This window comes from Streptomyces sp. NPDC059010, from assembly GCF_042740355.1.
GTDB lineage: Bacteria > Actinomycetota > Actinomycetes > Streptomycetales > Streptomycetaceae > Streptomyces.
This window is the reverse complement of sequence record NZ_JBHYJA010000015.1, coordinates 172,680-196,187: the sequence shown is the minus strand read 5'-3', so window position 1 is coordinate 196,187 and position 23,508 is coordinate 172,680. Positions and strand designations below refer to the sequence as shown.

Below are 23,508 nucleotides of genomic sequence, written 5' to 3'. Positions count from 1 at the left end.
AGTTTCACTCGTTGCAAGGGCCTGTGGCGCAGTCCGGTAGCGCACCTCGTTCGCATCGAGGGGGCCAGGGGTTCAAATCCCCTCAGGTCCACCGCAACGACTTTCCAAGGCAACTTGGGCAGTTGGCGAGATCCCGTCCGATCGGTTGATCGGGCGGGATCTTCGTTTTGTCCAGGGGCAGTACCGGTCGGGCTCAAAGGGGAGCGTGGAGAAGGCCGCCGCACGGTTACCGGCGAAGGGCGCGGCGCCGCTGCGGAACATGGGCTTCCGGCGGTTTGTGACCGCCAGTCTGATATCGGCCACCGGGTCCGCGATGGCGCCTCTCGCGCTCGCCTACTCCGTGATCGAGCAGGGCGGCGGGGCCGGGGCCCTCGGTGTGGTGCTCGCCACGAACACCGTTCCGACCGTCGTCTTCCTCCTCATGGGCGGAGTGCTCGCGGACCGTATGTCCCGCAGCCGGCTGCTCTTCCTCGGCAACCTGCTGGCGGCCGCCGCACAGGGGGCGCTGGCGGTCGTCGTCGGCACCGGCCAGGCGACGACCACCTCCATCGCGGTCTGCGGGTTCGTCTCCGGTACGGCGATGGCCTTCACCGTGCCCGCCACCCAGGGGGCCGTCGCCCAGATCGTGCCCGCGGAGCAGTTGCAGCAGGCCAACACGCTGCTCAGGCTGCCGGTCAACGCCGTCAAGGTGCTCGGACCGGCCGTCGGCGGAGTCGTCGTCGCGGTCAGCGGCCCGGCCTGGGCGCTGGCCTGGGACGCGCTCTCCTTCGCCGTGGCCGCCCTGCTGCTGCTCGGGCTGCGCCTGGACGCGCCCGTCGCCGTCGCCGGCGTGCTGACCGATCTGCGGGAGGGCTGGGCGGGCTTCTGGTCACGGACCTGGCTGTGGACCTATACGGCGGCCGGGACCGTGCTGGTCGCCGCGTGGCTGGCCGGGTTCCAGCTACTGGGGCCCGTCGTCGCGGCGGAGCGGTATGCGGGGGCGCGGGACTGGGGGCTGGTGCAGGGGGCGTTCGCGGCCGGGCTGCTGGCCGGGACGGTGGTGTGTCTGCGCTGGCGGCCGCACCGGTTGCTGGTCGTGGCCGTCGTGGCCGGTGCGCCCCTCGCCGCCCCGCTGCTCGCCATGGGAGCGGGACTGCCGCTGCCCTGGGTGCTGTTGGCCACGCTGCTCGCGGGGGCCGGGCTGGACGTGGCGGTCGTCACGTGGACGACCGCCTTTCAGCAGCATGTGCCGCAGGGGGAGTTGGGGCGGATGAGCGCGTTCAACAATGTGGGCGAGCGGCTGGCGATTCCGCTCGGCTATCTGCTGACCGCCCTCGCGGCCGGGCTGTGGGACGACCGGACGGTGCTGGTGGCGTGTGCCGGGCTCGTCGTCGTCGCGGTCGTCCTCAACCTCTGTGTGCGGGACCTGTATCGCATCAACGCGACTCGGAAGTGACCGCTCAGAGCGCCTTCGCGTAGCACAGGCTCAGTTCGTGGTGGCGGTAGTAGCCGAACTTCTCGCACGGCTCGTACCCGCTGGACAGGTACAGCGCCACCGCCTCCGGCTGCTTGGCGCCGGTCTCCAGCACCATGCGGACCCGGCCCGCCGCTCGGGCGTCCTCCTCCAGCGCGGCCAGGATGCGGCGCGCCAGGCCCCGGCCGCGCATCTGCTCGATCACATACATCCGCTTGATCTCGGCGTCGCCGTCCGCGTTGCCCTCGCCGTTCTCGTCCTGGACGCGCCAGGCGCCGGAGGCCACGGGGGCGCCGAGCTCGTCGTACGCGATCAGGTACAGGCCGTTCGGCGGGACGAAGTCCGCCGGGTCCATGGGTGTGGCGTCGCCGCCGTCGCCGTAGCGGACGCCGTACTCGGCCTGGACCTGGTCGTTCAGCTTGACGGCGTCGGGGTGGTCGAAGGAGACCGGGCGTATATGCATGCTAGATACCGTATATCAATTCAAGATCAAGGGGTTCCAAAGCCGGACTCCGTCCAGTGTGCCGGTAAGGTGCCGGAGTGCTCACTGTGACCTCTGTGAATGTGAACGGGCTGCGGGCCGCCGCGAAGAAGGGCTTCGTGGAGTGGCTCGCCGGTACCGAGGCCGATGTGCTGTGTCTGCAGGAGGTGCGCGCGGAGCCGCAGCAGCTGCCTGAGCAGGTGCGGACGCCCGACGGGTGGCATGTCGTGCACGCGCCCGCCGCCGCCAAGGGGCGCGCCGGCGTCTCGCTCTACACCCGCCGTGAGCCCGACCGGATCCAGGTCGGTTTCGGGTCGAGTGAGTTCGACGGCAGCGGGCGCTATGTCGAGGCCGACCTGCCGGGTGTGACGGTCGCCTCGCTCTATCTCCCCTCCGGCGAGGTCGGCACCGAGCGGCAGGACGAGAAGGTCCGCTTCATGGGTGAGTTCCTGGCCCATCTGAAGGGCCTGCGCGAGCGGGCCGCCGCCGACGGCCGGGAGGTCGTGGTCTGCGGCGACTGGAACATCGCCCACCAGCAGGCCGACCTGAAGAACTGGCGCGGCAACACCAAGAACTCCGGGTTCCTGCCGGAGGAGCGCGCCTGGCTCGGCCAGGTGCTCGACCCGGCCGACGGCGGCTACGTCGACGTCGTACGGTCGCTGCACCCGGACGTCGAGGGGCCGTACTCGTGGTGGTCGTACCGCGGGCGGGCCTTCGACAACGACACCGGCTGGCGTATCGACTACCAGATCGCGACGCCGGGGCTCGCCGGGAAGGCCCTCAAGGGGTACGTCGAGCGGGCGGCGACGCATGCGGAGCGGTGGTCGGACCACGCGCCCGTGACGGTGGTCTACGGCAGCTAGTCGCGCTCCCGCTGCTTGCGCAGCCGCCGGTCCAGGGCCAGGGACAGTTCCGCCTCCACCACGCTCCGGGCGAGGGGGCGCAGGCGCTGGAGGTCGTCCTCGTGGGTGTGGCGGAGTACCAGGTCGGCGAACATCTCCGCCAGGTCGTCCACATGCTCGCGGACCCGCTTGCCCGCCGCCAGGACCTCCGAGAGCGGGATGCCCTCGCGGACCAGGGCCGAGGAGACGTCCAGCAGGCGGCGGCTGATGTGGACGATCTCGTCGCCGTCCGTGCCGAGGTAGCCGAGTTCCAGGGCGGCGGCGAGGTTCTCCGGGGTGACCTGGCCCTCGAAGCGGGCGGCGAGTTCCTCGGGGGTGAGCCGGACCGGCTCCTCCTCGGTCGGGGCGGCGACGCCGAGCACGTCGGCGACGTCCCGGCCGTGGTCGAGGGCCTCCGCCAGTTCCGCGATGCCGGTCAGGGTGTGGCCGCGCTCCAGCAGCGCCGCGATCGTGCGCAGGCGGGCCAGGTGGTGGTCGTCGTACCAGGCGATACGGCCCTCGCGGCGGGGTGGCGGTATCAGCTTGCGTTCCCGGTAGAAGCGCAGGGTGCGCACCGTGATGCCGGCTTGGCGGGCCAGTTCCTCCATGCGGTACTCACGCTTATCGGTCACTGGGGAACCTTAATTCGTACTGGGGGTAACTTTCCTCGCTCGACCCCTACCGGTCGGTACGGAGCTCCTCTACTCTCCATTGCGCCAGTGTTCACTGGCAAGGTTTCGGTTCAAGTGTGTTCAAGTGTGGAGGCACAGGCATGGCCGAACGCGAACATGTGCGGGTCGCGGTGGTCGGGTCGGGGTTCGGCGGGCTGGGGGCCGCCGTACGGCTGCGACGCGAGGGCGTCACCGACTTCGTCGTCCTGGAGCGGGCCGACAGCGTCGGCGGCACGTGGCGGGACAACAGCTATCCGGGGTGTGCGTGCGATGTGCCGTCGCATCTGTACTCGTTCTCCTTCGCGCCCAACCCCGACTGGCCGCGCACCTTCTCCGGGCAGGAGCACATCCGCGCCTATCTGGAGCACGTGACCGACGTGTTCCGGCTGCGGCCGCACATCCGCTTCGACTCCGAGGTGAAGCGGATGACCTGGAACGGCGAGAGGCTGTGCTGGGACATCGAGACCAGCGCCGGCGAACTGTCCGCGGACTTCGTCGTCTCCGCCACCGGGCCGCTGTCCGACCCCAGGATCCCGGACATCCCGGGGCTCGACTCCTTTCCCGGCAAGGTCTTCCACTCCGCCCGCTGGGACCACGACTACGACCTGCGCGGCAAGCGCGTCGCCATGGTCGGCACCGGCGCCTCCGCCATCCAGATCGTGCCGGCCGTCCAGCCCGAGGTCGAGCGGCTGACCCTCTTCCAGCGCACCCCGCCCTGGGTGATGCCCCGTATCGACCGCGCCATCAGCGACGCCGAGCGCTCCGTGCACCGGGCCCTGCCCTTCACCACCCGGCTGCGCCGAGGGCTGCTGTGGGGGATGCGGGAGTTGCAGGTCCAGGCGTTCACCAAGCACCCGGGCGAGCTGGGGTTCATCGAGCAGCTGGCCAAGCGGAACATGGGCCGCTCGATCAAGGACCCGGCGCTGCGCGCCAAGCTCACCCCCGACTACCGCATCGGCTGCAAGCGGATCCTGCTGAGCAGCGAGTACTACCCGGCGATCGCCCGGCCCAATGTGGACGTGGTGGCGAGCGGGTTGAGTGAGATCCGCGGCTCGACCCTCGTCGCCGCCGACGGCACCGAGGCCGAGGTCGACGCGATCGTCTTCGGTACCGGGTTCCATGTCACCGACATGCCGATCGCCGACCGGGTCGTGGGCGCGGAGGGCAGGACGCTCGCCGAGGCGTGGCAGGGCGGGATGGAGGCGCTGCGGGGTGCCTCCGCCGCCGGGTTCCCGAACTGGATGACCATCATCGGGCCGAACACCGGCCTGGGGAATTCGTCCATGATCCTGATGATCGAGTCCCAGCTGAACTACCTGGCCGACTTCGTACGGCAGTTGAACGTCCTCGGCGGCCGGGTCGCCCTCGACGCGCGGCCCAGCGCGGTGCACGCCTGGAACCGGCGGGTGCAGGAGCGCATGAAGCGGACGGTGTGGAACACGGGCGGGTGCACCAGCTGGTACCTCGACGCCGCCGGCCGCAACACCACCATCTGGCCCGGTACGACGACCGAGTTCAGGCGGGCGACACGGCGCGTGGACCTCGCGGAGTACGCGGTCGTGCGAGCCGCCTCCGTCGAAACCGGCAACGACAAGACCGGCAACGACAAGACCGACAGCGACAAGACCCACAACGGCAAGACCGACAACGACAAGACCGACAACGACAAGACCGCGGAGGTCACCGCGTGAGCCGCCTCATGAGCGTCGCCTCCGGGCCGTACGCCCCTCCCGCCCCCGCCCGTGAGCTGACGGCCGTGTCCGCCGACGGCGCCCGGCTGCACATAGAGGTGCACGGGCCCGAGAACGCGCCCCCCGTCGTCCTCGCCCACGGCTGGGCCTGCTCGACCGCCTTCTGGGCGGCGCAGATCCGCGAACTGGCCGCCGACCACCGGGTCATCGCCTACGACCAGCGCGGCCACGGACGCAGCCCGGCGAGCCCGGCATGCAGCCCCGACGCGCTCGCCGACGACCTCGAAGCCGTACTGAAGGCCACCCTGGCACCCGGCGAGCAGGCCGTGATCGCCGGGCACTCCATGGGCGGCATGACGGTGATGGCCGCCGCCGGACGCCCGGCGCTGCGCGAGCACGCCGCCGCCGTCCTGCTGTGCAGCACCGGAGCCTCGCGGCTGGTCGCCGAGTCGACGGTCATACCCTTGCGGGCGGGCCGGCCGCGCACCTGGCTGACCCGGCGCGTCCTCGGCTCCCGGGCACCGCTCGGGCCGGTCACGCCGGTCGCCCGGGCGATCCTCAGGTACGCCACGATGGGCCCCGGTTCGGCCCCGCACATGGTGGAGGCGTGCGCGCGGATCGTGCACGCCTGCCCGCGCAAGGTGCGCTACGCCTGGTCGCAGGTGCTCGACCTGCTCGATCTCGACCACGGCGTACGGCGGTTGTCGGTGCCGACCGAGGTGGTCGTCGGCACGGCCGACCGGATGACCCCGCCGGTGCACGCCCGCGCGCTGGCCGCCGCGCTGCCGGACTGCCTCGGTGTCACCGAGCTGCCCGGCCTCGGGCACATGACGCCGGTCGAGGCACCCGAGCTGGTGACCGGGCGAATACGGGAGCTCGTCACGACGTACACGCGGGCCAGGACGCACACACAGGTGAAGGAGGGCGCATGAGCAGGGTGAGCCTCGAAGGACAGGTCGCCGTCGTCACGGGCGCGGCGCGGGGCGTCGGTGAGCTGCTCGCGCGCAAGCTCTCCGCGCGCGGGGCGAGCGTGGCGCTGGTCGGGCTGGAGCCGGACGCGCTCAAGCAGGTCTCCGAGCGGCTGCACGGCGACAGCGACCACTGGTACGCCGACGTGACGGATCACGAGGCGATGGCGCAGGTCGCGCGGGAGGTCAAGGAGCGGTTCGGGAAGGTCGACATCGTCGTCGCCAACGCCGGTGTCGCGACCGGCGGGCCGTTCGTCGACTCCGACCCGGAGGCCTGGCGGCGGGTCATCGAGGTCAACCTCATCGGATCGGCGGTGACGGCACGCGCGTTCCTGCCGGTGCTGATGGAGAGCCGGGGGTATCTGCTGCAGATCGCCTCGCTGGCCGCCATCACTCCGGCGCCGATGATGACCGCGTACTGCGCGTCCAAGTCGGGTGTGGAGGCGTACGCGCACAGTCTGCGGGCCGAGGTCGGGCACAAGGGCGTGCGGGTCGGCGTCGGTTATCTGTCCTGGACCGACACCGACATGGTGCGCGGCGCCGATCAGGACGACGTCATGCGGGAGTTGAGGCAGCGGCTGCCGTGGCCGTCCAACAAGACCTATCCGCTGGGGCCTGCGGTCGACCGGATCGTGGCCGGGATCGAGCGGCGGTCCAGCCATGTGTACGGGCAGTGGTGGCTGCGCGGTATGCAGGGGGTGCGCGGGTATCTGCCGGGGCTCATCGGGACGGTGGGGCAGCGGGAGATGCGGCGGTTCGGGGACCGGCTGGAAGGGATGCGGACGGGGCTGGTCGGGGCGGGTGGCGCCGCCGACGAGGAGGAGCGAACTGGGCGTACTACGCGGCGTAACTGATCGACATGCGGAGGGTGATCGCCCGTGTGAATCTGGTCGAGGCCCCAGCGATTCAGCGAGGGCCGGCCCCCCCCAACGCACTACGGGAGTGAACCCACATGGGTATGAAGGACCAGTTCCAGGAGAAGTCCGAGCAGCTGAAGCAGCGTGCGCAGCAGCAGGGTCAGCGCAGGCCGGGCCAGCCGGGCCAGCCGAGCCAGCCGAGCCAGCCGGAGCGGGGCCGTCCGCAGCGGCCGCAGCGGGACGAGGAGTCCGAGCGGCGGACGCGTGAGGACGAGGAGCGCTTCGACCAGGACTACGACCGGTAAGTCCTTCGCGCCGAGCGCGGGGCACCCCCTGATGCGGGGGTGCCCCGCGTTTGTGGTTCTCTCGTGTCATGACCAGTCACTGCTGCGGGGCGATGGCCGACCGCGTGAACGCGCGCTGCGACCAGCACGACGATCCCTTCGCCTGCCCGGACGCGCTGGTCGGCTTCAGCGCCAGGTTCCAGGAGTACGGGCTGATCATCCATGACGGCGGCACGTCGAAGATCACGATCGACTTCTGCCCCTGGTGCGGACGGCGCCTTCCCGAATCGCAGCGGGACCGGTGGTTCGACGAATTGGAGCGCCGCGGGATCGATCCGTGGGAGGACGAGGTCCCCGCCGAGTTCCAGGACGACCGCTGGCTGGCCTCTCAAGAACGCGCCTCTCACGAACGCACCTCTTAAGAACGCGCCTCTCAAGAACGCGGCGGAAGCTTCGGCCGCGAGCGGTCCGGGACGTGGGTGTAGTCCGGGGGCGTCGCCGGAGGGTTGGATTCCAGTAGCTTCAGGGCCAGTTCCACCGCGTCCGTCAGCTGGGCGTGGCGGCCCTCCGCCCAGTCCAGGGGGGTGCGGAGGATCTCCAGGTCCGGGGTCACGCCCTTGTTCTCGATGCTCCAGCCGTACGCGTCGAACCACGCCGCGTTCATCGGGACCGTGATCACCGTGCCGTCCCCGAGCCGGTGGCGGCCGGTCATGCCGACCACTCCGCCCCAGGTGCGCTGACCGACGACCGGGCCGAGCTTCAGCAGCTTGAAGGCCGCTGTGATCATGTCGCCGTCGGACGAGGTCGCCTCGTCGGCCAGGGCGACCACCGGGCCCCTCGGGGCGTTCGAGGCGTACGACACCGGCTGGGCGTTGCGCGTGAGGTCCCAGCCCAGGATCGTGCGGCTCAGCTTCTCCACCACCAGCTCGCTGATGTGGCCGCCCGCGTTGCCGCGTACGTCGACGATCAGCGCGGGGCGTGACATCTCCATCCGCAGGTCGCGGTTGAACTGGGCCCACCCCGAGCCGCCCATGTCGGGGATGTGGAGGTAGCCGCAGCGGCCCCCGCTCAACTCCCGTACGACCTCGCGGCGTTTGGCGACCCAGTCCTGGTAGCGCAGGGGGCGTTCGTCGATCAGGGGGACCACCGCCACCCTGCGGGCCCGGCCTGCTTCGCCCTCCGCCGGGGTGAAGGTCAGCTCCACCGTCGTACCGCCGGCGCCGGCCAGCAGGGGATAGGGGCCCGCCACCGGGCCCACGGGGCGGCCGTCGACGTGGGTGAGGACCGCGCCCTCGCGGATTCCCGTGCCGGCCAGCGGGGAGCGGGCCTTGGAGTCGGAGGACTCGCCGGGGAGGATGCGCTTGACCACCCAACCCTCCTCGCGGCGTACGAAGTTGGTGCCCAGCAGGCCCTGCCAGCGCTGGTAGTGCGGTGGGCCCTCGTTGCGGCGGGCGGCCGTGACATAGGCGTGGGAGGTGCCGAGTTCGCCGAGGACCTCGCGGAGCAGATCCGCGAACTCGTCGGGGGAGGCGACGCGTTCGACGAGGGGGCGGTACTGGTCGAGCACCGCGTCCCAGTCGATGCCGCACATGTTCGGCTCCCAGAAGTACGCCCTGATCAGCCGCCCCGCCTCCGCGTACGACTGCCTCCACTCCGCGGCCGGGTCCACCTTGTGCAGGATGCGGCGGGCGTCGATCCACACCGTGGTGTCGCTGTCGCCGGACTCGCTCGCGGGGACCGCCCGCAGGTCGCCCTCGTCGAGCAGGACCAGCCGGCTGCCGTCGCCGCTCACCGCGAACCAGTCCAGATGGTCGACGAGTTCGGTCTTCTTCGCCTTGCTGATGTTGAAGTGTTCGAGGGTCGGCCGCCCGGTCATGTCGTCCGGGTTGGCGAACGTCTCGCCCAGCGCGCCCGAGATCGGCCAGCGCAGCCAGACCAGCCCGCCGCCCGCTACCGGGTACAGCGCCGAGTACTTGGAGGCGGTGACAGGGAAGGGGGTGACCCTGCTCTCCAGGCCCTCGACCTCGACGGTCGTCGCGCCCGCGTCCCCGCCCTCCTCGTCCTCCACCGGGTCCAGGCCCCCGGCGGCCGGGCGGCCCTCCGGGGTCAGGGCGAAGGGGGAGGGGGTGGCCGAGGACAGGGGGACCAGATAGGGACGGCAGCCCAGCGGGAAGGACAGGTCCCCGGTGTGGACGTCGTACACCGGGTCGAAGCCGCGCCAGGAGAGGAAGGCCAGATAGCGGCCGTCCCGGGTGAACACCGGGTTCTCGTCCTCGAAGCGGCCGCCCGTGACGTCGACGATCAGGGTGTCCTCCTGCCCCATCCGGGAAATACGGGCCAGCTTGATCTGGCGCAGGGAGCGGCCGATCCCGGGGTGCGACCACGTCAGCCAGGTCCCGTCCGGGGAGAAGGCCAGGTCCCGTACGGGGCCGTTGACCGAGTGGATCAGCTCCGTGACCTCGCCGTTGGAGTCCTCCGTGACGTCGAGGAGGAGCAGCCGTCCGTCGTGGGAGGCGATGGCGACCCGCTCGCCCTTCGGGTCGGCGACCAGCTCCAGGACCCGGCCCACCTCGCCGGAGGCCAGCCGCCGGGGTTCGCGGTCGCCGGTGGCCCGGGGCAGATAGGCGATCTCGATCGCGTCCTCGCCCTCCGCGTCCGTCACATACGCGACCTGGCCGACCGAGCCGAGCATCTCCGGGAGCCGGACCCGTACGCCCGGGGTGTCGGTGATGGTGCGGGCGGGGCCGTCCCGGTGGGTGAGCCAGTACAGGCTGCCGCGTACGACGACGGCGCTCGCGCGGCCCGTCTCGTCCACGGAGACACCGTCCACGTGCTGAGCGGCGGGCACCTGGTAGGTGCGCCGGCCCGCGCGCGGCCCGCTCAGCCGTACGTCGAGCTTGCGCGGCTCGGAGTCCGCGGTGAGGTCGTCCACGATCCACAGGTCGCCCGCGCACTGGTACACCACCCGGGTCCCGTCACTGGCGGCATGCCGGGCGTAGAAGGCGTCGTGGTCGGTGTGCCGGCGCAGGTCGGAGCCGTCGTAGGCGCAGGAGTAGAGGTTGCCGACGCCCTCGTGGTCGGAGAGGAAGGCGATCCGGCCGCCGACGAACAAGGGGGAGTGGAGGTGGCCGTCGATGTCCGGGAGCAGGCGTTCGCCGTGCAGCCAGAGGCGGCCGGTGGCGCCGCCCCGGTAACGCTTCCAGGAGGCCGGTTCGTGCGGCGGGGTGCCGGTCAGGAGCAGGGTCTTGCGCTCGCCGTCGATGTCGGCGACCTGGATGTCGGAGCAGGGCCCCCAGGGGAGCTTGCGGCCGGGGTCGCCGTTGACGAGGACCTTGTAGGCCCAGGTGAAGTGGGAGAAGGGCTCGCCGTGGGAGGCGACGGCGAGGATCACGCCGTCCGGTGTGAAGCCGCACACCTGGGTGTCCGCCGAGCCCCAGTGGGTGAGCTGTGTGCCCGGGCCGCCGTCCACCGGGACCAGGTGGATCTCGGGGACCAGGGTGCGCCAGCTCGTGTACGCGATGTGCCGGCCGTCGGGGGAGAAGCGGGGGTGGCCGATCTTGGTGCGGTCCACGGTGAGCCGCCAGGCACGGCCCGGGGTGTCGCCCGGGGCGCCGAGGGGGGCCAGCCACAGGTCGTCCTCGGTCACGAAGCACAGCAGGTCGTCATGAAGGTGCGGCAGGCGCAGATAGGTCACCTCCCCATGCTTTTCCCGTGGACGTACCTGAGCAACTCGTGACATTTCATGGCGGCGGGGAGCGTTGTGACGCCCAACACGAACGAAACCGTTTCGTTTCGATGGCTGGGTGCGCTACATTCGTCGTGTACGAAACCGTGTCGTTCGGAGCGGGAAGGTGGAGAGGGACATGACTGAGGTCGCAACGGGGCGTCGCAGTCGTATCACTCCCGAGCGCGAGGCCGAGTTGTACGAGGCCGTGCTCGACCTGCTCCGGGAAGTCGGCTACGACGCCCTCACCATGGACGCCGTAGCGGCCCGCACCCGGTCCAGCAAGGCGACGCTCTACCGCCAGTGGGGCGGAAAGCCTGAGCTGGTGGCCAAGGCGGTCCGGCACAACAAGCCGGGGAACACCGCCGACGTCGACACCGGATCCCTGCGGGGCGACCTCCACGCTTTGACGGCACGTGAGGACGACTGCTCCATGCAGAAGAACGCCGCACTGATGCGGGGTCTGTTCATGGCGGTGCACGGCAATCCGGACCTCCTCGCCGCGTTCAAGGAACTGCTGGTCGAACCGGAGATGGAGGAGTTCAACCGGGTGGTCCGGCGGGCCGTCGACCGTGGCGAGGTCCGTGCCGACTGTCCGGCGCTCGACTATGTGGTGCACATGCTCGTCGGCGCGTTCGCCACGCGCACGCTGATCGATGACCAGCCGCCGACCCAAGCGTTCCTCACCTCGTACATCGACGCCGTGGTCCTCCCCGCCCTCGGCGTACCCGTCAACTGACGAATCCCGGCAGCTGACGAGTCCCCGCAGCTGACGATTTCCCCAGCAAGCCCTCCTCCTGACGTATCCGCTCATGTCGTCGGGCTGATCACCCCTGCCCTGAACCACCCACGACCTGACCGGGAGTCACTCTCGTGGCCACCTTTCTCTACAAGCTCGGCCGGCTCGCCTTCAGGCGACGGCATTTCGTCGCCCTCATATGGGTCGCGCTGCTCACCCTCGCCGGTGTGGGCGCGGCCAGCGCGCCCACCGCGGGCAGCACCTCCTTCTCGATCCCCGGCACCGAGGCGCAGAAGGCCTTCGACCTGCTGGAACAGCGCTTCCCCGGCATGAGCGCCGACGGTGCGACGGCCCGGGTCGTCTTCAAGGCACCGGACGGGGAGAAGATGACGGACGCGGCCAACAAGGCGACCGTCGAGGAGACCGTCAAGGAACTGTCCGACGGCTCCGAGGTGGCCTCCGTCGCCGACCCGTACACCGCGCACGCCGTCAGCAAGGACGGCACGATCGCGTACGCGTCGGTGAAGTACGAGGTCTCCGGCATGGAGCTGAAGGACGCCTCTCGCGAGGCCCTGGAGGACGCGGCGCGGGACGCGCGGCACTCCGGGCTGACCGTGGAGGTCGGCGGTGACGCGCTCCAGACGACGCCCGAGACCGGCGCCACGGAGATCATCGGCATCGCCGTCGCCGCGGTCGTCCTCGTCATCACCTTCGGCTCCCTGATCGCGGCGGGGCTTCCGCTGCTCACCGCCCTGATCGGCGTGGGCATCGGCATCTCGACGATCACCGCGCTGGCCAGCGCCCTGGAGCTGGGCTCCACCACCTCCACGCTGGCGATGATGATCGGCCTCGCGGTCGGCATCGACTACGCCCTGTTCATCGTCTCCCGCTACCGCGCCGAGCTGGCCGAGGGCCGTGAGCGCGAGGAGGCGGCCGGCCGGGCCGTCGGCACCGCGGGCTCGGCGGTGGTCTTCGCGGGCCTGACCGTCGTGATCGCCCTGGTCGGCCTGTCGGTCGTCAACATCCCGATGCTGACCAAGATGGGCATCGCCGCGGCGGGCACCGTCGTGATCGCGGTGCTGATCGCGCTGACGATGATCCCGGCGCTGCTCGGTTACGCGGGCAAGAAGGTCCGGCCCGCCGGCAAGAAGAGCCGCTGGATGGGCGGCAATCGGGCCGAGAAGAAGGCCGCCGCCTCCGGTACGGCCGCGCCGGCCAAGCCCAACCTGGGCACCCGCTGGGCCAGCTTCGTCGTACGCCGTCCGATCGCCGTCCTCCTCCTGGGCGTCCTCGGCCTCGGCGCCGCCGCGATCCCCGCGGCCTCCCTGGAGCTGGGCCTGCCCGACGACGGTTCGCAGCCGACGTCCACGACCCAGCGCCGTGCCTACGACCTGCTGTCCGACGGCTTCGGGCCCGGCTTCAACGGTCCGCTGATGGTCGTCGTCGACGCCAAGGGCAGCGGCGACGCGGACGCGGTGTTCAAGCAGGTCGGCGATGACATCAAGGGCCTGAAGAACGTCGTGACGGTCACCCCGGCGGCGCCCAACAAGGCGGGCGACACGGCGACGATCACGGTGATCCCGGACTCCAAGCCGTCCTCGGTGACGACGGAGGACCTGGTGCACTCCATCCGCGACAAGGGCGCGGAGGTGAAGGCCGACACCGACGCGGACGTGCTGGTCACCGGCTCGACGGCGATGAACATCGACGTCTCGCAGAAGCTGAACGACGCGCTGCTGCCGTATCTGGCCCTGGTCGTGGGCCTGGCCTTCCTCCTGCTGATCGTGGTCTTCCGCTCGATCCTGGTCCCGCTCAAGGCGGCGCTCGGCTTCCTGCTGAGCGTGATGGCGGCCCTCGGCGCGGTGGTCGCGGTCTTCCAGTGGGGCTGGCTGGCGAGCCTCATGGGCGTGGAGGAGACCGGCCCGGTGATGTCCATGATGCCGATCTTCATGGTCGGCGTGGTCTTCGGGCTGGCGATGGACTACGAGGTGTTCCTCGTGACCCGGATGCGCGAGGCGTACGTCCACGGCGAGAAGCCGAGCCAGGCGGTGGTGACCGGGTTCAAGTACGGCGCGAGGGTCGTCACGGCCGCCGCCGTGATCATGATGGCGGTCTTCGCGGGCTTCATCGGCTCGTCCGAGTCCATGGTCAAGATGATCGGCTTCGGCCTCGCCGTCGCGGTCTTCTTCGACGCCTTCATCGTGCGGATGGCGATCGTCCCGGCGGTCCTGGCGCTGCTCGGCAAGAAGGCCTGGTGGCTCCCGAAGTGGCTGGACCGCGCCCTGCCGAACGTGGACGTGGAGGGCGAGGGGCTGCGGGCGCAGACCGACCGGAACGAGGACGAGGACCGGGAGCTGGCGCGCGTCTGACCCGCCACTCCTGAAGCAGCCGGTGAGGGCCCCGTGGGGACGGGGTGCCCTCACCGGCTTTCCGCGGAACGGGCTATGCGCCCTCGTGGTCACCGCGCAGGGAACGGACCATGCTCTGCAGGATCCGGAACGCGTCCGACTGCTCGGGCTCGGTCAGGCCGGCCAGCATTCTGGCCTCGACGGACCGGACGGCCGCGCTCGCCTTCTCAAGGCTTCGCCGGCCGCGAGGCGTGAGCCGGGTGGGAAGCGCCTTCCCGACGGGTGCCTGCTCGGGCCTGGTCACGTAGCCGTCTCGCTCCAGGGCCTGGAGCAGCACATTCATCGTCTGCCGTGTCACGAACGCGCCTCGTGCGAGCTCGGAGTTCGACAAGCCCGGTCGTTGCGCCAGCAGTTCGAGGCAGGAGTAGTGCGTCACGCTCATCCCGAGCGGCCGCAGCACCTCCTCCATGGCCGCGCGCAGGGCGCTCGACGCTTCTTTGAGCAGGTAGCCCAGTGACGTCTCCAGGTCGACGCCGACACCTTCTTGACTCATGTCAGTATTCTGACATAGCTTGCGGCGTGTCAGAAAACTGACACGAAATCCAGGGAGTGTCATCATGCCCGCCACCGGCCCCGACTTCATCTCGCTCCAAGTGCGCGACCTCGCCGATTCGCAGGCGTTCTACGAGCAGTACCTGGGCCTCGTCCGCTCGCCGGCCGGACCTCCGCACGCCGTCGTCTTCGAGACGAAGCCGATCGCGTTCGCGGTCCGCGACGTCGTTCCCGGCACCGACCTCGCATCCGTCGCCCAGCCCGGCATCGGTGCCGCGATCTGGCTCCACGCCACCGACGTCCAGGCCATCCATGACGCGCTCGTCGCCGACGGGCACACCATCGTCTCCGCACCGATCGACGGCCCCTTCGGCCGGACCTTCACCTTCGCCGACCCCGACGGCTACCAGGTCACACTCCACGACCGCGCCTGACGAGTCGCATCGTCACCCACCTCACGAAGTGAGGGCATCCGCCATGCAGGCCAGGTAGAGGGCCATGGTCGCGGCTCACCGAGTACGTCCTCACCGGCCGCCGTCCCGACGTACTGGCGCCGTTCCGCTTCGACCGGCTGCGGCGCTGAAACCTGGTCGCCTGCTCCGTGCACGCACCGCTAGCGTGCCGTGCATGACGACCAGCGACAGCAGCGCCGACAGCACGGGCTCCGGGGCCCACCCCCGATTCGCCGCCGCCCTCGAAGAGCTGGGGCTCGGCGAGGTCCATGACCGGATCCGGCGGTTCCCGGACGCGACCCGTACCGCCGGTGAGGCGGCCGCGGCGATCGGGTGTGAGCTGAGCCAGATCTGCAAGTCGCTGATCTTCGCGGCCGACGGGGTGCCGGTGCTGGTGCTGATGGACGGGGCCTCGCGGGTCGACCTGGAGCTGGTCCGCAAGGAACTCGGCGTCCAGAAGGTCACGCGGGCCAAGGCCGACGTCGTACGGGAGACGACGGGGTACGCCATCGGCGGCGTGCCGCCCTTCGGGCACCGTACGAAGACGCGGGTGCTCGCCGACCGGTCGCTGCTGGAGCACGAGGTCGTATGGGCCGCCGCGGGCAACCCGCACGCCGTCTTCCCGATGGCGCCCAAGGACCTCGTCGCCCATGCCGGCGCCACCCTGGTGGACGTGCGCGAGCAGTCGCAGACCTCGTGACCCCGCTGGTCACCGCCGCCGTCCTGCTGGCGGCCGTCACACATGCCAGCTGGAACGCCATCGCCCACCGGATCCCCGACAAACTGGTGGCGTTCACGCTCATATCCGGCGGCGGGATGCTGATCGGCGCGGGCCTCGCCCCCTTCGCCGCGTTCCCGGCGGCGGAGGCGTGGCCCTATCTCATGGCGTCGGCCCTCGTCCACGTCGTCTACTACGCGCTGCTCATGAAGTCCTTCCGGCTGGGCGACTTCGGGCTGGCCTACCCCATCGCGCGCGGCACCGCGCCACTCGTCGTCGCCGTGTTCGCCGCCGTGTTCGCGCACGAGGTCCCCGACGCGTGGGCGGCCACCGGAATCGCCCTGTCCTGCGCGGGACTCACCGGGGTCGCCCTGTGGGGTCTGCGCGGGCACCGGCCCAACTGGGCGGCGATCGGCGCGGCGTTGGCGACCGGGCTGAGCATCGCCGCGTACACCGTGATCGACGGGCTGGGGGTACGGGCCTCGGGGTCGTCCCTCGGCTACATCGCCTGGCTGATGGTGGTCGAGGGCCTGGCCGTTCCGGCGTACGCCGTCTGGTGCCGGCGCGGCCGTACGGTGGCCACCCTGCGCCCGTTCGCCGCCGTCGGTCTGCTCGGCGCCGCGCTGTCCGTCGCCGCGTACGCGCTGGTCCTGTGGGCACAGACGAAGGCGGAGCTGGCGCCGATCGCCGCGCTGCGGGAGTCCTCGATCATCGTGGGGGCCGCCATCGGGGCCGTCTTCTTCAAGGAGCGCTTCGGGGCGCCCCGGATCGCGGCGGCGGCGCTGCTGGTGCTGGGCATCGGCATGATGCTGCACGCGGGCTAGGCAGCTCCAAACCCGGGCATTATCGGCCAATTTGGGTCTGCCGTATGGTTCGGAGCGCGATTCCGTCACGCGCGGGGCCTGTGACGGATCTGTGATTCCAGTGCATCGAAGGTGTTGCGCCAGGCACCGTAGATTCAAAATGGTCGGCATCTGTGATCTGTCTGAGGGAGGACATGTGGCCGAGGAGCCGGATTCGGGAAAGCGGTTCGACGACTCCGAACTCCTGGAGATGTCCCAGGGCGACCCGGCGCAGGCGAGGCTGCTGCGCAAGTCCCTGGAGACCCTCGCCGCGGGACACGGCGGTGACGCTCTGAAGGAGATGGCCCAGGAGGTCCTCTCCGGGCGGTCCGGTCTGCGGGACGCGATGAACGTGTCCGCGTACGCCGACCAGCTGATCGAGCAGGCGGCCCCCATGACGGAGAAGTGGGTCTCACTCTCCGAGGCCGAGCGCGAGGAACTGGCCGCTGAGGGCCGGCGGGCGATCGCGGCCGAGCAGGAGCAGATCGACGAGGAACGACGCGCGACGCCCGAAAAGGGCGCCGGCCACAAGTCCCGGCATGAGGGCCGGGGCTGGTCACTGTACTGACGGGGGCAGGAGCCGACTGTGGGTTTTGAAGTAGAGCCGGACGCGATCCAGGGGTTCGCCTCGCTTGTGTCACGTGGCGCCGACGGCGCCACGAAGGCCGTCGACTACGCGAGCAACAACACGCAGATCGACAAGGCGGTCGGGGGAGCACTCTGGGACATGGTCGCGGGGAGCCACGACGAGTACGTGGAATCCGCCAAGAAGGCTCTGGGGAAGGCGCAGAGCGTCCTCAACTCCTCGCAGTCGGAACTGTCCAAGTCCGCCAAGTACTACCGCGAGACGGACACCGAGACCGCCTCGAAGATGGACGCCACCTATCCGGGCTCCAAGGGCGGCGGGGGCGCACCCTCCGGGGGCGGCAGCGGCAGCGGCAGCGACTTCGCCGATGCGCAGGACGCGTCGGCCACCCTGAAGAAGCCGGACGGGGGCAGCGACAACCCTCTGATCGCGTACGGCCAGGGGCACGCCGACGAATACGTGATGAACCCGGTCCAGAAGACCCTGGGCACCGTCCTGGACCTGGGCAGTCCGTCGACCGTGGCCGTGGAGGCGGTGAAACTGCTCTGCGGCTACGACATCTTCGGCGAGATCAACAACTGGATTCTGGGTGACTGGACCAAGTACAAGGACTGCGCCGAGGTCTGGTCGAATCTCGGCTCCTTCTGCGACGCGGTGGCCGCGAACCTGAAAAAGGGCACCACGAATGTCGGTGTGACCTGGCAGGGCAATGCGTACGACGCCGCGAAGGTCTATTTCGACGAGTTCAGCAAGAAGCTCGCCGATTTCAAGGAGACCTTCGAATCCCTGCGGCAGTGCTACCACGCGGCGGCGCAGGAGGTATTCCAGCTGGCCGAACTCCTGAAGTCCGGGGTCGTCTTCATCGCCGACATGGCGATCATCTGGATGGCCAACATGGCCGCGGCCACCGCGGTCAACGCCATCCCGGTCGGCGGACAGGTGGCGTCCGCCGCGATGTTCGCCCTGGCCGCGGCCCAGGCCGTCATGATCATCGACAGGTTCGCCGCTCTGGTGAAGGCGTTCGACGCGACCATGATGGCCATCACCACGCTCGGGGCGGTGCTGTCCGCGGCGGTCAACGGCTTCTCGGCGGCCGACGGCTTCCCCGAGGCCAGCTCCGCCGGCTACGACAACCGAGTGGTCGCCTGAGATGTCCTTCCCCTCCTCGGGCGAGAACCTGGAGATGTTCCTCTCCCGCGCCCGGATGATGTCCGCGGCGGCCCTCCCCGCATATCTGGCCCTCATGTTCTTCTTCACGAAGGAGGAGGGCTGGCACTGGAGCTTCCTGGTGTTCTGCGTCCTGCCGCCCGTCGCCGCGGTGTTGGGTTTCCTCGGGAAGCGGGACATCCGGCCGGGGCTGGCGGTGGCGGCGCTGGTCCTGGCGCTCGCCCCCCTGCCGCTGATCGGCGGGCTTGAGGCGTTGTTCTAGGGCCTGTCCGGCGGGTCTCGCCGGACAGGCCACAGGTCACAGGCCCCAGACCCCTGGTCCCGCGGAGGGCTCAGCGCTTGAGCGTGAAGGTGAAGTCGCCGGAGAGCCTGCCGTTCAGCCGGACCGCCGAGACGAGTCTGCCCTCCGCGATCAGTCTGTCGGTCTCGGCCCGTGAAAGACCGCAACCGTCGGCTATCAGCCGCACCGGCCGGACGGGGATCCGCGCCGCGAAGCGGACCGATATGTCGATCACCTCGCGGTCCAGGTGATCCGAGCCGCCGGTGTCGAGGCGCCAGGCGCCCGCCCAGTCGAGGGCGATGCGATTACGGCGCCGCAGGACCGGATCCTGGAGCAACTCGGCTGCCAGGCCGAGGTCGTTGTCATGCATCCGGTCCAGCAGCTCGGGTCGTACGGAGCGCACGTTCCTCCGCTCGAAGACCGTGAGCTTCGCCGTGTCCCCGCAAGCCGTGCAGAGCACGAGGAGCCAGGCATCGAGGAGCTTGTGGTTCGCGTTGACACGGAATTTTCCGTTGGCCCGGAAGCGCTCCGCCGCGCACGCGTGGCAACGGCGGAGGACGGTCGGCAGGCAGGTGGGCATGACCACCCAGGGATCCACGCAGGAATCCACCCAGGAATCCACGCAGGATTCCACCCAGGAATTGAGCACAGAAGTACACCGGTTTCAGTGAGAAGTCCGCAGCAAGAAGCAGCGCGGCGCAGATGCGCGACGCGCGACAGGTCAGCTCTCGGGAGGTCTCACACGGTGTACAACGGCACGTCCTTGCCCAGACGACTCGGTCCGGCAGCACGGTAATGGCGCACGCGGCGCTGCTCCACTGGTTTTCCGGTGGTTTGGAACGCCAGGGTCAGGACAGCGCCGGCTTGGCCACCCGGAACGCGAACTGGCCGCAGTAGGTCAGCTTGCGCAGGTTCACCAGGGCTGTGCGGCGGCGGCCGTTCCGGGTCGCCCACTGGTCGATCTCGGTGTTCAGCGGGGACTGCTCGTCCCAGTAGCGGCTGTACTCGGGCGGACGGCCGAGATAGCTGCGCATGATCAGGGCGACGCCGTCGAGGGAGGGCCGGATCTCCTCCAGGGCGAGCCCCGCCTCCTCGACCAGGACCCGGAAGCCGTACGGCGTGTAGTTCCACAGGCTGAAGGAGTGGTACGGCTCGAACTGGGACGTCGACCCGATGAAACGGCCGCCGGGCTGCAGCACCCGGGCGATCTCCGCCAGCAGTTCGCGTGGCCGGGCGACGTGTTCGAAGACCTGGTGGGAGTAGACCAGGGGGAGCGAGTCCGAGCCGAGCGGGAGGCGGACGCCGTCGTAGTGCACCACCGGGTCACCGCCCGGGGTGCGCTGGCCGGCCTCCGGCGAGTCCCGGATGTCGACCCCGACCCAGCGCACCTTCGGGTCGTGCCTGCGGAACAGCCGGGCCGAGGTGCCGCGGCCGCAGCCCAGGTCGACGACCAGCCCGGGGGCGCCGCGGGCGCCCATCACCTCGTCGACGTAGTACCGCGAGGTGACCTGACGGGCGTGGTCGTCGGGGATGCAGTCCTGCATGAGGTCCCAGAGGGTCGCCATGCTCCGATGCTACGGATACTCACTGTCGCGCGCTCTGTGCGCTGAGTGACAGCCGGGTGACGCCGGACAGGTCGTGCGCCGTGACGCTGTTGCGGTCGGTGACGGAACGGCCCAGGGCGTGGTGCGGCCACAGACCGGCGGCGACCCGTCGGCTGCGCTCGCTCCACTGCCGGGCCGCTGGATCACCGGCCTTGTAGTGGTTGAGGGCGTAGCCGCCGGAGTGGATGCGCAGCAGGGTGAAACCGCCCGGGTACTCCTTGGCGGCGGCCACCTCCTGCTGGGCGACGTGCGGGGCGCGCACCAGCACGGTGCGCTTGTTGCGGTGGGTGTGGCCCGCGTGGTGGAGGAAGACACCGGGCGCGGAGGCGTAGGCGTCGACGACGGCGCGGGCCTGACGGCGCTCCAGGCAGTGGCCGCGCGTCACCGGGAACACGGAGTCCCGCACGGTCAGCGGATGGTGGCCGAAGACGAGGGTCGGCTGGTCCGGTGCCTCGCTCAACTGCCCCCGGAACCACGACAGTTGCTCGGGTCCGAGCCCGCCCGCGTCGGCGCCGTTGCCCGACTTGTCGTAGGTGTCGAGGCCCATGATCCGCAGCCCGCCGAGGTCATGGGCGAAGTATCCCGGCCCGCCGCCCCAGACCGGGAAGGCGGTGCGGAAGGCGTTGTCCCCGGAGCCGTCGTTCCCCGAGCCGCCGTTCCGGGAGCCGTCGCCGCGGGAGCGGTCGTGATTGCCGCGTACGACGAAGTAGTCCTGCCCGTGGGTGCCGAACCCGTCCAGGATCCGCCGGGCCTCGCCCAGGTCGTGCGCCGACCCGCCCGCCGAGATGTCGCCCCCGGCCAGCAGGACGTCCGCCCCGCGTCGCCGGGCCTCCGCGACCAGGGCCCGGCTCATCAGCTCCGGGTAGGGTGCGCGGCCCGGCTGCTGGACCACGCCGCGCGGCAGGGGCAGTCCGCCGATCAGGCCCGCGGTGGTCTCGCCGAGGTGCAGGTCGTTGCAGAGCGCGACCGACAGCAGATGCCGGCCGGGCGGGGGCTGCGGGGTGGTGAAGGAGTACGGCCCGCCCTTCGAACCGAACCCGAACGTCGAGGTGCCCACCGCGTTGCCGCGCACCAGGTGCAGCGGGGTGGGTGTGGCGGCCATGCCCCGGGAGCGGGCCTGGTAGTAGTACGTCTGCCCCGGTTCCAGGCCGGTGAGTTCGACCTGGTGGTGGGCGGTGGGCCGGCCCTCGGAGGCGACGCGGTTGAGCCGGGAGGGGTGGGTGCCGTAGACGATCTCACCCTCGGTGACCGCGGGGAGGGGGTGGCCCAGGCCGTCGTCGGTGCCGGGGATGCCGGTGTACCAGGTGATGACGGCGCTGTCCTCGGTGAGGGTGACCAGCTCCAGATTGACGGCGGCCAGGTCGTCGGGGTGATGCGTGCGGGCCCGCTGGACGGCGACGGAGGCGGAGCGCAGCAGGGCGGGGGCGAGGCGGGCACCGGAGCGCAGCACCTCGCAGGGGCCGGGGAAGGCCGACAGTGCCGCGAGTGCGGGGAGGTGAGCGGAGAAGCAGCAGCGCATGTCCTCGATATGGCCCAGTGCGGTGAACGGGGGAGGTGACGGTGGCGGCGGGGCCAGGTCCGGTGCGCGACATCTCCGTGGAACGCGACATCTCCATGGAAGCAGGGAGAAGGCGGTCACCGAAGGGAGTGTGCCCAGTCTCACTGATCCCTAGTTGGGGTCTTTGCTCCTCTGACTGGTCCGCGGCGCCCTTCGGGGCGCACCCTGGAAGCAAAGGTTCCGGAGGTGATCGTCATGATGCAGACCACAGTGGGATGGCATGTCGAGCTGGAGTTCCAGGAGGACGAGACGCACACCAGGGCGGTCGCGCTGGTGCGTCTCCCCGACGGCAGCGAGGTACGGGCCCACGGGCACGCCACACGGCACCACACGGACTCGAATCAGCCACGTGTCGGTGAGGAGATCGCTGCCGCCCGCGCGCTGAACGAACTGGCGATGCAGATGCTCACCAAGGCGCACGGCGAGATCGACTCGGCGTCCGGGCGCACGTCACATCCGATCCACGTCTGAACCGCGCGTCACCCCACCGGGCGTTACGCCACCGCCGCCCGCACCGCACGTACCAGCGCCTGCGCCCTCGGATCCGCCGTCACCGTCTTGCGGAAGCCGTTCGTCACATAGCCGAACGCGATTCCCGTCTCCGGGTCGGCGAAGCCGAGGGCGCCGCCGCGCCCGGGGTGGCCGAAGGAGCCGGGACCCAGCAGCGGCGACGCGGTGCCGTGGAGCATGTAGCCGAGGCCGAAGCGGGTGTTGACGACCAGGACGCGGTCGGGGCCCGACGACTCCTCGGCGCGGGCCGGTTCGACCGTCGCCGGGTCGAAGAGCCGTACGCCGTCGACCTCGCCGATCAGCGCGGCGTAGACGCGGGCCAGACCGTCGGCCGTCGCGATGCCGTTCGTCGCGGGGAGGGCGGCGGCGCGGTAGGCCGGGTCGTTCTGGTCGGGGAACGGGGTGATGGCGGCGAAGGCGCGCCGTGTGAGGGAGTCAGGGTCCTCGTAGGCCTCGGTGACCGAACGCTTCGGACGTGCCCGCAGCGCCCCCGTCGGCTCGGGCCCCTCGACCCGTCCGGTACGGCCCACCCGGCCCGCCTCCGACTCGGGCAGCCCCAGCCACAGATCGGCGCCGAGCGGCCCGGTGACCTCCGCCGCGAGCCATTCACCGGCCCAGCGTCCGGTCACCCGGCGCACGATTTCGTCGAGCATCCAGCCGTACGTCAGCGCGTGATAGCCGTGGTCGGTGCCGGGCTCCCAGGCGGGCGCCTGCGCGGCCACCGCCGCCGGACCGCGGTGCGGGTCCAGCGCCTCCTCGGGCGTGAGCGGACGGTCGAGCACCGGCAGCCCGGCACGATGGTTCAGCACCTGCCGGACGAGCAGCCGTTCCTTGCCGTGCGCCTTGAACTCCGGCCAGTACTCGCCGACCGGCGCGTCCAGGTCCAGTTCCCCGCGCTGGGACAGGATGAGCGGTACGGCGGCGGCGACGCCCTTGGTCGCCGAGCGCACGACCTGCGCGGTGCCGTGCTGCCACGGCTCCGTGCCGTCGATGTCCTTCGTCCCGGCCCACAGGTCGACGACCTTGTGCCCGTCGCGGTACACGGCGACGGCGGCGCCCCGCTCCCCGAGTGCGCTGAAGTTCCGCGCGAACGCCTCCCTGACCGGCTCGAAGCCCTCGGCCACTGTGCCGTTCACGTCCAC

General features: G+C 70.6%; 24 protein-coding genes and 1 tRNA gene. 17 read left to right on the top strand and 8 right to left on the bottom strand.

Translation table 11 applies throughout. The features are described from left to right. Positions 1–17: 17 nt before the first annotated feature. Positions 18–91, top strand: a tRNA-Ala gene (locus tag ACFWYS_RS18630). 168 nt (positions 92–259) lie between these two features. Beyond that, positions 260–1,435, top strand: a complete 1,176-nt coding sequence (locus ACFWYS_RS18625) for an MFS transporter (protein ID WP_384769661.1) — start codon at positions 260–262, stop codon at positions 1,433–1,435. A gap of 4 nt (positions 1,436–1,439) precedes the next feature. Here the strand turns inward: ACFWYS_RS18625 and ACFWYS_RS18620 are convergent, their stop codons facing one another. Further along, complete coding sequence (locus tag ACFWYS_RS18620; protein WP_384769591.1) at positions 1,440–1,916, bottom strand: GNAT family N-acetyltransferase; 477 nt, start codon at positions 1,914–1,916, stop codon at positions 1,440–1,442. Between the two features lie 77 nt (positions 1,917–1,993). Between ACFWYS_RS18620 and ACFWYS_RS18615 the strand changes: the two genes are divergently transcribed. Then, entirely contained in the window at positions 1,994–2,797 is an 804-nt protein-coding gene (locus ACFWYS_RS18615) for an exodeoxyribonuclease III (protein WP_384769588.1), read from the top strand. Here the strand turns inward: ACFWYS_RS18615 and ACFWYS_RS18610 are convergent. Next, positions 2,794–3,447 carry a MerR family transcriptional regulator gene (locus ACFWYS_RS18610; RefSeq protein WP_384769585.1) on the bottom strand — a complete coding sequence of 218 codons (654 nt, stop codon included), beginning with the start codon at positions 3,445–3,447 and terminating at the stop codon, positions 2,794–2,796. The two genes, ACFWYS_RS18615 and ACFWYS_RS18610, sit on opposite strands and share 4 nt — an antisense overlap. A 140-nt stretch (positions 3,448–3,587) precedes the next feature. On the opposite strand from ACFWYS_RS18610, the gene ACFWYS_RS18605 reads away from it, so the two are divergent. From ACFWYS_RS18605 to ACFWYS_RS18585, 5 genes are all read left to right on the top strand, one after another. After that, entirely contained in the window at positions 3,588–5,177 is a 1,590-nt protein-coding gene (locus tag ACFWYS_RS18605; protein ID WP_384769582.1) for a flavin-containing monooxygenase, read from the top strand. After that, the gene (locus ACFWYS_RS18600; protein WP_384769579.1) at positions 5,174–6,109 is read left to right on the top strand and encodes an alpha/beta fold hydrolase; all 936 of its coding nucleotides are present in this window, start codon (positions 5,174–5,176) and stop codon (positions 6,107–6,109) included. Before ACFWYS_RS18605 ends, ACFWYS_RS18600 begins: the two co-directional genes overlap by 4 nt. After that, on the top strand, positions 6,106–6,999 hold the full coding sequence (locus ACFWYS_RS18595) for an SDR family oxidoreductase (protein WP_384769576.1): 894 nt from the start codon (positions 6,106–6,108) through the stop codon (positions 6,997–6,999). Before ACFWYS_RS18600 ends, ACFWYS_RS18595 begins: the two co-directional genes overlap by 4 nt. Before the next feature lie 98 nt (positions 7,000–7,097). Beyond that, on the top strand, positions 7,098–7,307 hold the full coding sequence (locus ACFWYS_RS18590) for a hypothetical protein (protein ID WP_384769573.1): 210 nt from the start codon (positions 7,098–7,100) through the stop codon (positions 7,305–7,307). Positions 7,308–7,375: 68 nt separating this feature from the next. After that, positions 7,376–7,708 (top strand): DUF6980 family protein, encoded by a 333-nt coding sequence (locus ACFWYS_RS18585; RefSeq protein WP_384769571.1) that lies wholly within the window; start codon positions 7,376–7,378, stop codon positions 7,706–7,708. An 11-nt stretch (positions 7,709–7,719) separates the two neighbouring features. Here ACFWYS_RS18585 and ACFWYS_RS18580 read toward each other — a convergent pair whose 3' ends face one another. Beyond that, on the bottom strand, positions 7,720–10,980 hold the full coding sequence (locus ACFWYS_RS18580; protein WP_384769569.1) for a S41 family peptidase: 3,261 nt from the start codon (positions 10,978–10,980) through the stop codon (positions 7,720–7,722). 169 nt (positions 10,981–11,149) lie between these two features. Between ACFWYS_RS18580 and ACFWYS_RS18575 the strand changes: the two genes are divergently transcribed. Next, a complete protein-coding gene (locus ACFWYS_RS18575; RefSeq protein WP_384769566.1) occupies positions 11,150–11,749 on the top strand; it encodes a TetR/AcrR family transcriptional regulator in 600 nt (199 codons plus the stop codon). 134 nt (positions 11,750–11,883) lie between these two features. Beyond that, positions 11,884–14,118: an MMPL family transporter gene (locus ACFWYS_RS18570; RefSeq protein ID WP_384769563.1), complete on the top strand. Its 2,235-nt coding sequence runs from the start codon at positions 11,884–11,886 to the stop codon at positions 14,116–14,118. Between the two features lie 73 nt (positions 14,119–14,191). Here the strand turns inward: ACFWYS_RS18570 and ACFWYS_RS18565 are convergent, their stop codons facing one another. After that, positions 14,192–14,650 (bottom strand): MarR family winged helix-turn-helix transcriptional regulator, encoded by a 459-nt coding sequence (locus tag ACFWYS_RS18565; RefSeq protein ID WP_384769560.1) that lies wholly within the window; start codon positions 14,648–14,650, stop codon positions 14,192–14,194. A gap of 64 nt (positions 14,651–14,714) precedes the next feature. Between ACFWYS_RS18565 and ACFWYS_RS18560 the strand changes: the two genes are divergently transcribed. From ACFWYS_RS18560 to ACFWYS_RS18535, 6 genes are all read left to right on the top strand, one after another. Continuing rightward, positions 14,715–15,083 (top strand): VOC family protein, encoded by a 369-nt coding sequence (locus ACFWYS_RS18560; RefSeq protein ID WP_384769557.1) that lies wholly within the window; start codon positions 14,715–14,717, stop codon positions 15,081–15,083. A gap of 193 nt (positions 15,084–15,276) precedes the next feature. Further along, positions 15,277–15,801 (top strand): YbaK/EbsC family protein, encoded by a 525-nt coding sequence (locus ACFWYS_RS18555; protein WP_384769555.1) that lies wholly within the window; start codon positions 15,277–15,279, stop codon positions 15,799–15,801. After that, positions 15,798–16,643, top strand: a complete 846-nt coding sequence (locus ACFWYS_RS18550; protein ID WP_384769552.1) for an EamA family transporter — start codon at positions 15,798–15,800, stop codon at positions 16,641–16,643. Before ACFWYS_RS18555 ends, ACFWYS_RS18550 begins: the two co-directional genes overlap by 4 nt. Positions 16,644–16,818: 175 nt before the next feature. Beyond that, on the top strand, positions 16,819–17,229 hold the full coding sequence (locus ACFWYS_RS18545) for a hypothetical protein (protein ID WP_384769549.1): 411 nt from the start codon (positions 16,819–16,821) through the stop codon (positions 17,227–17,229). Between the two features lie 18 nt (positions 17,230–17,247). Then, complete coding sequence (locus ACFWYS_RS18540) at positions 17,248–18,396, top strand: hypothetical protein (protein ID WP_384769546.1); 1,149 nt, start codon at positions 17,248–17,250, stop codon at positions 18,394–18,396. Between the two features lies 1 nt (position 18,397). Continuing rightward, complete coding sequence (locus ACFWYS_RS18535) at positions 18,398–18,676, top strand: hypothetical protein (protein ID WP_384769543.1); 279 nt, start codon at positions 18,398–18,400, stop codon at positions 18,674–18,676. Positions 18,677–18,746: 70 nt separating this feature from the next. Here ACFWYS_RS18535 and ACFWYS_RS18530 read toward each other — a convergent pair whose 3' ends face one another. The 3 genes from ACFWYS_RS18530 to ACFWYS_RS18520 form a co-directional block, all read right to left on the bottom strand. Continuing rightward, complete coding sequence (locus ACFWYS_RS18530) at positions 18,747–19,274, bottom strand: DUF1062 domain-containing protein (protein WP_384769658.1); 528 nt, start codon at positions 19,272–19,274, stop codon at positions 18,747–18,749. Between the two features lie 268 nt (positions 19,275–19,542). Further along, positions 19,543–20,259: a class I SAM-dependent methyltransferase gene (locus ACFWYS_RS18525; RefSeq protein ID WP_384769540.1), complete on the bottom strand. Its 717-nt coding sequence runs from the start codon at positions 20,257–20,259 to the stop codon at positions 19,543–19,545. A 19-nt stretch (positions 20,260–20,278) separates the two neighbouring features. Next, on the bottom strand, positions 20,279–21,817 hold the full coding sequence (locus ACFWYS_RS18520; RefSeq protein WP_384769537.1) for a metallophosphoesterase: 1,539 nt from the start codon (positions 21,815–21,817) through the stop codon (positions 20,279–20,281). Between the two features lie 234 nt (positions 21,818–22,051). Here ACFWYS_RS18520 and ACFWYS_RS18515 point away from each other — a divergent pair, with 234 nt between their 5' ends. Then, entirely contained in the window at positions 22,052–22,327 is a 276-nt protein-coding gene (locus ACFWYS_RS18515; protein ID WP_384769534.1) for a DUF1876 domain-containing protein, read from the top strand. A 23-nt stretch (positions 22,328–22,350) separates the two neighbouring features. On the opposite strand, the gene ACFWYS_RS18510 is transcribed toward ACFWYS_RS18515, so the two are convergent. Further along, entirely contained in the window at positions 22,351–23,508 is a 1,158-nt protein-coding gene (locus ACFWYS_RS18510) for a serine hydrolase domain-containing protein (RefSeq protein WP_384769532.1), read from the bottom strand.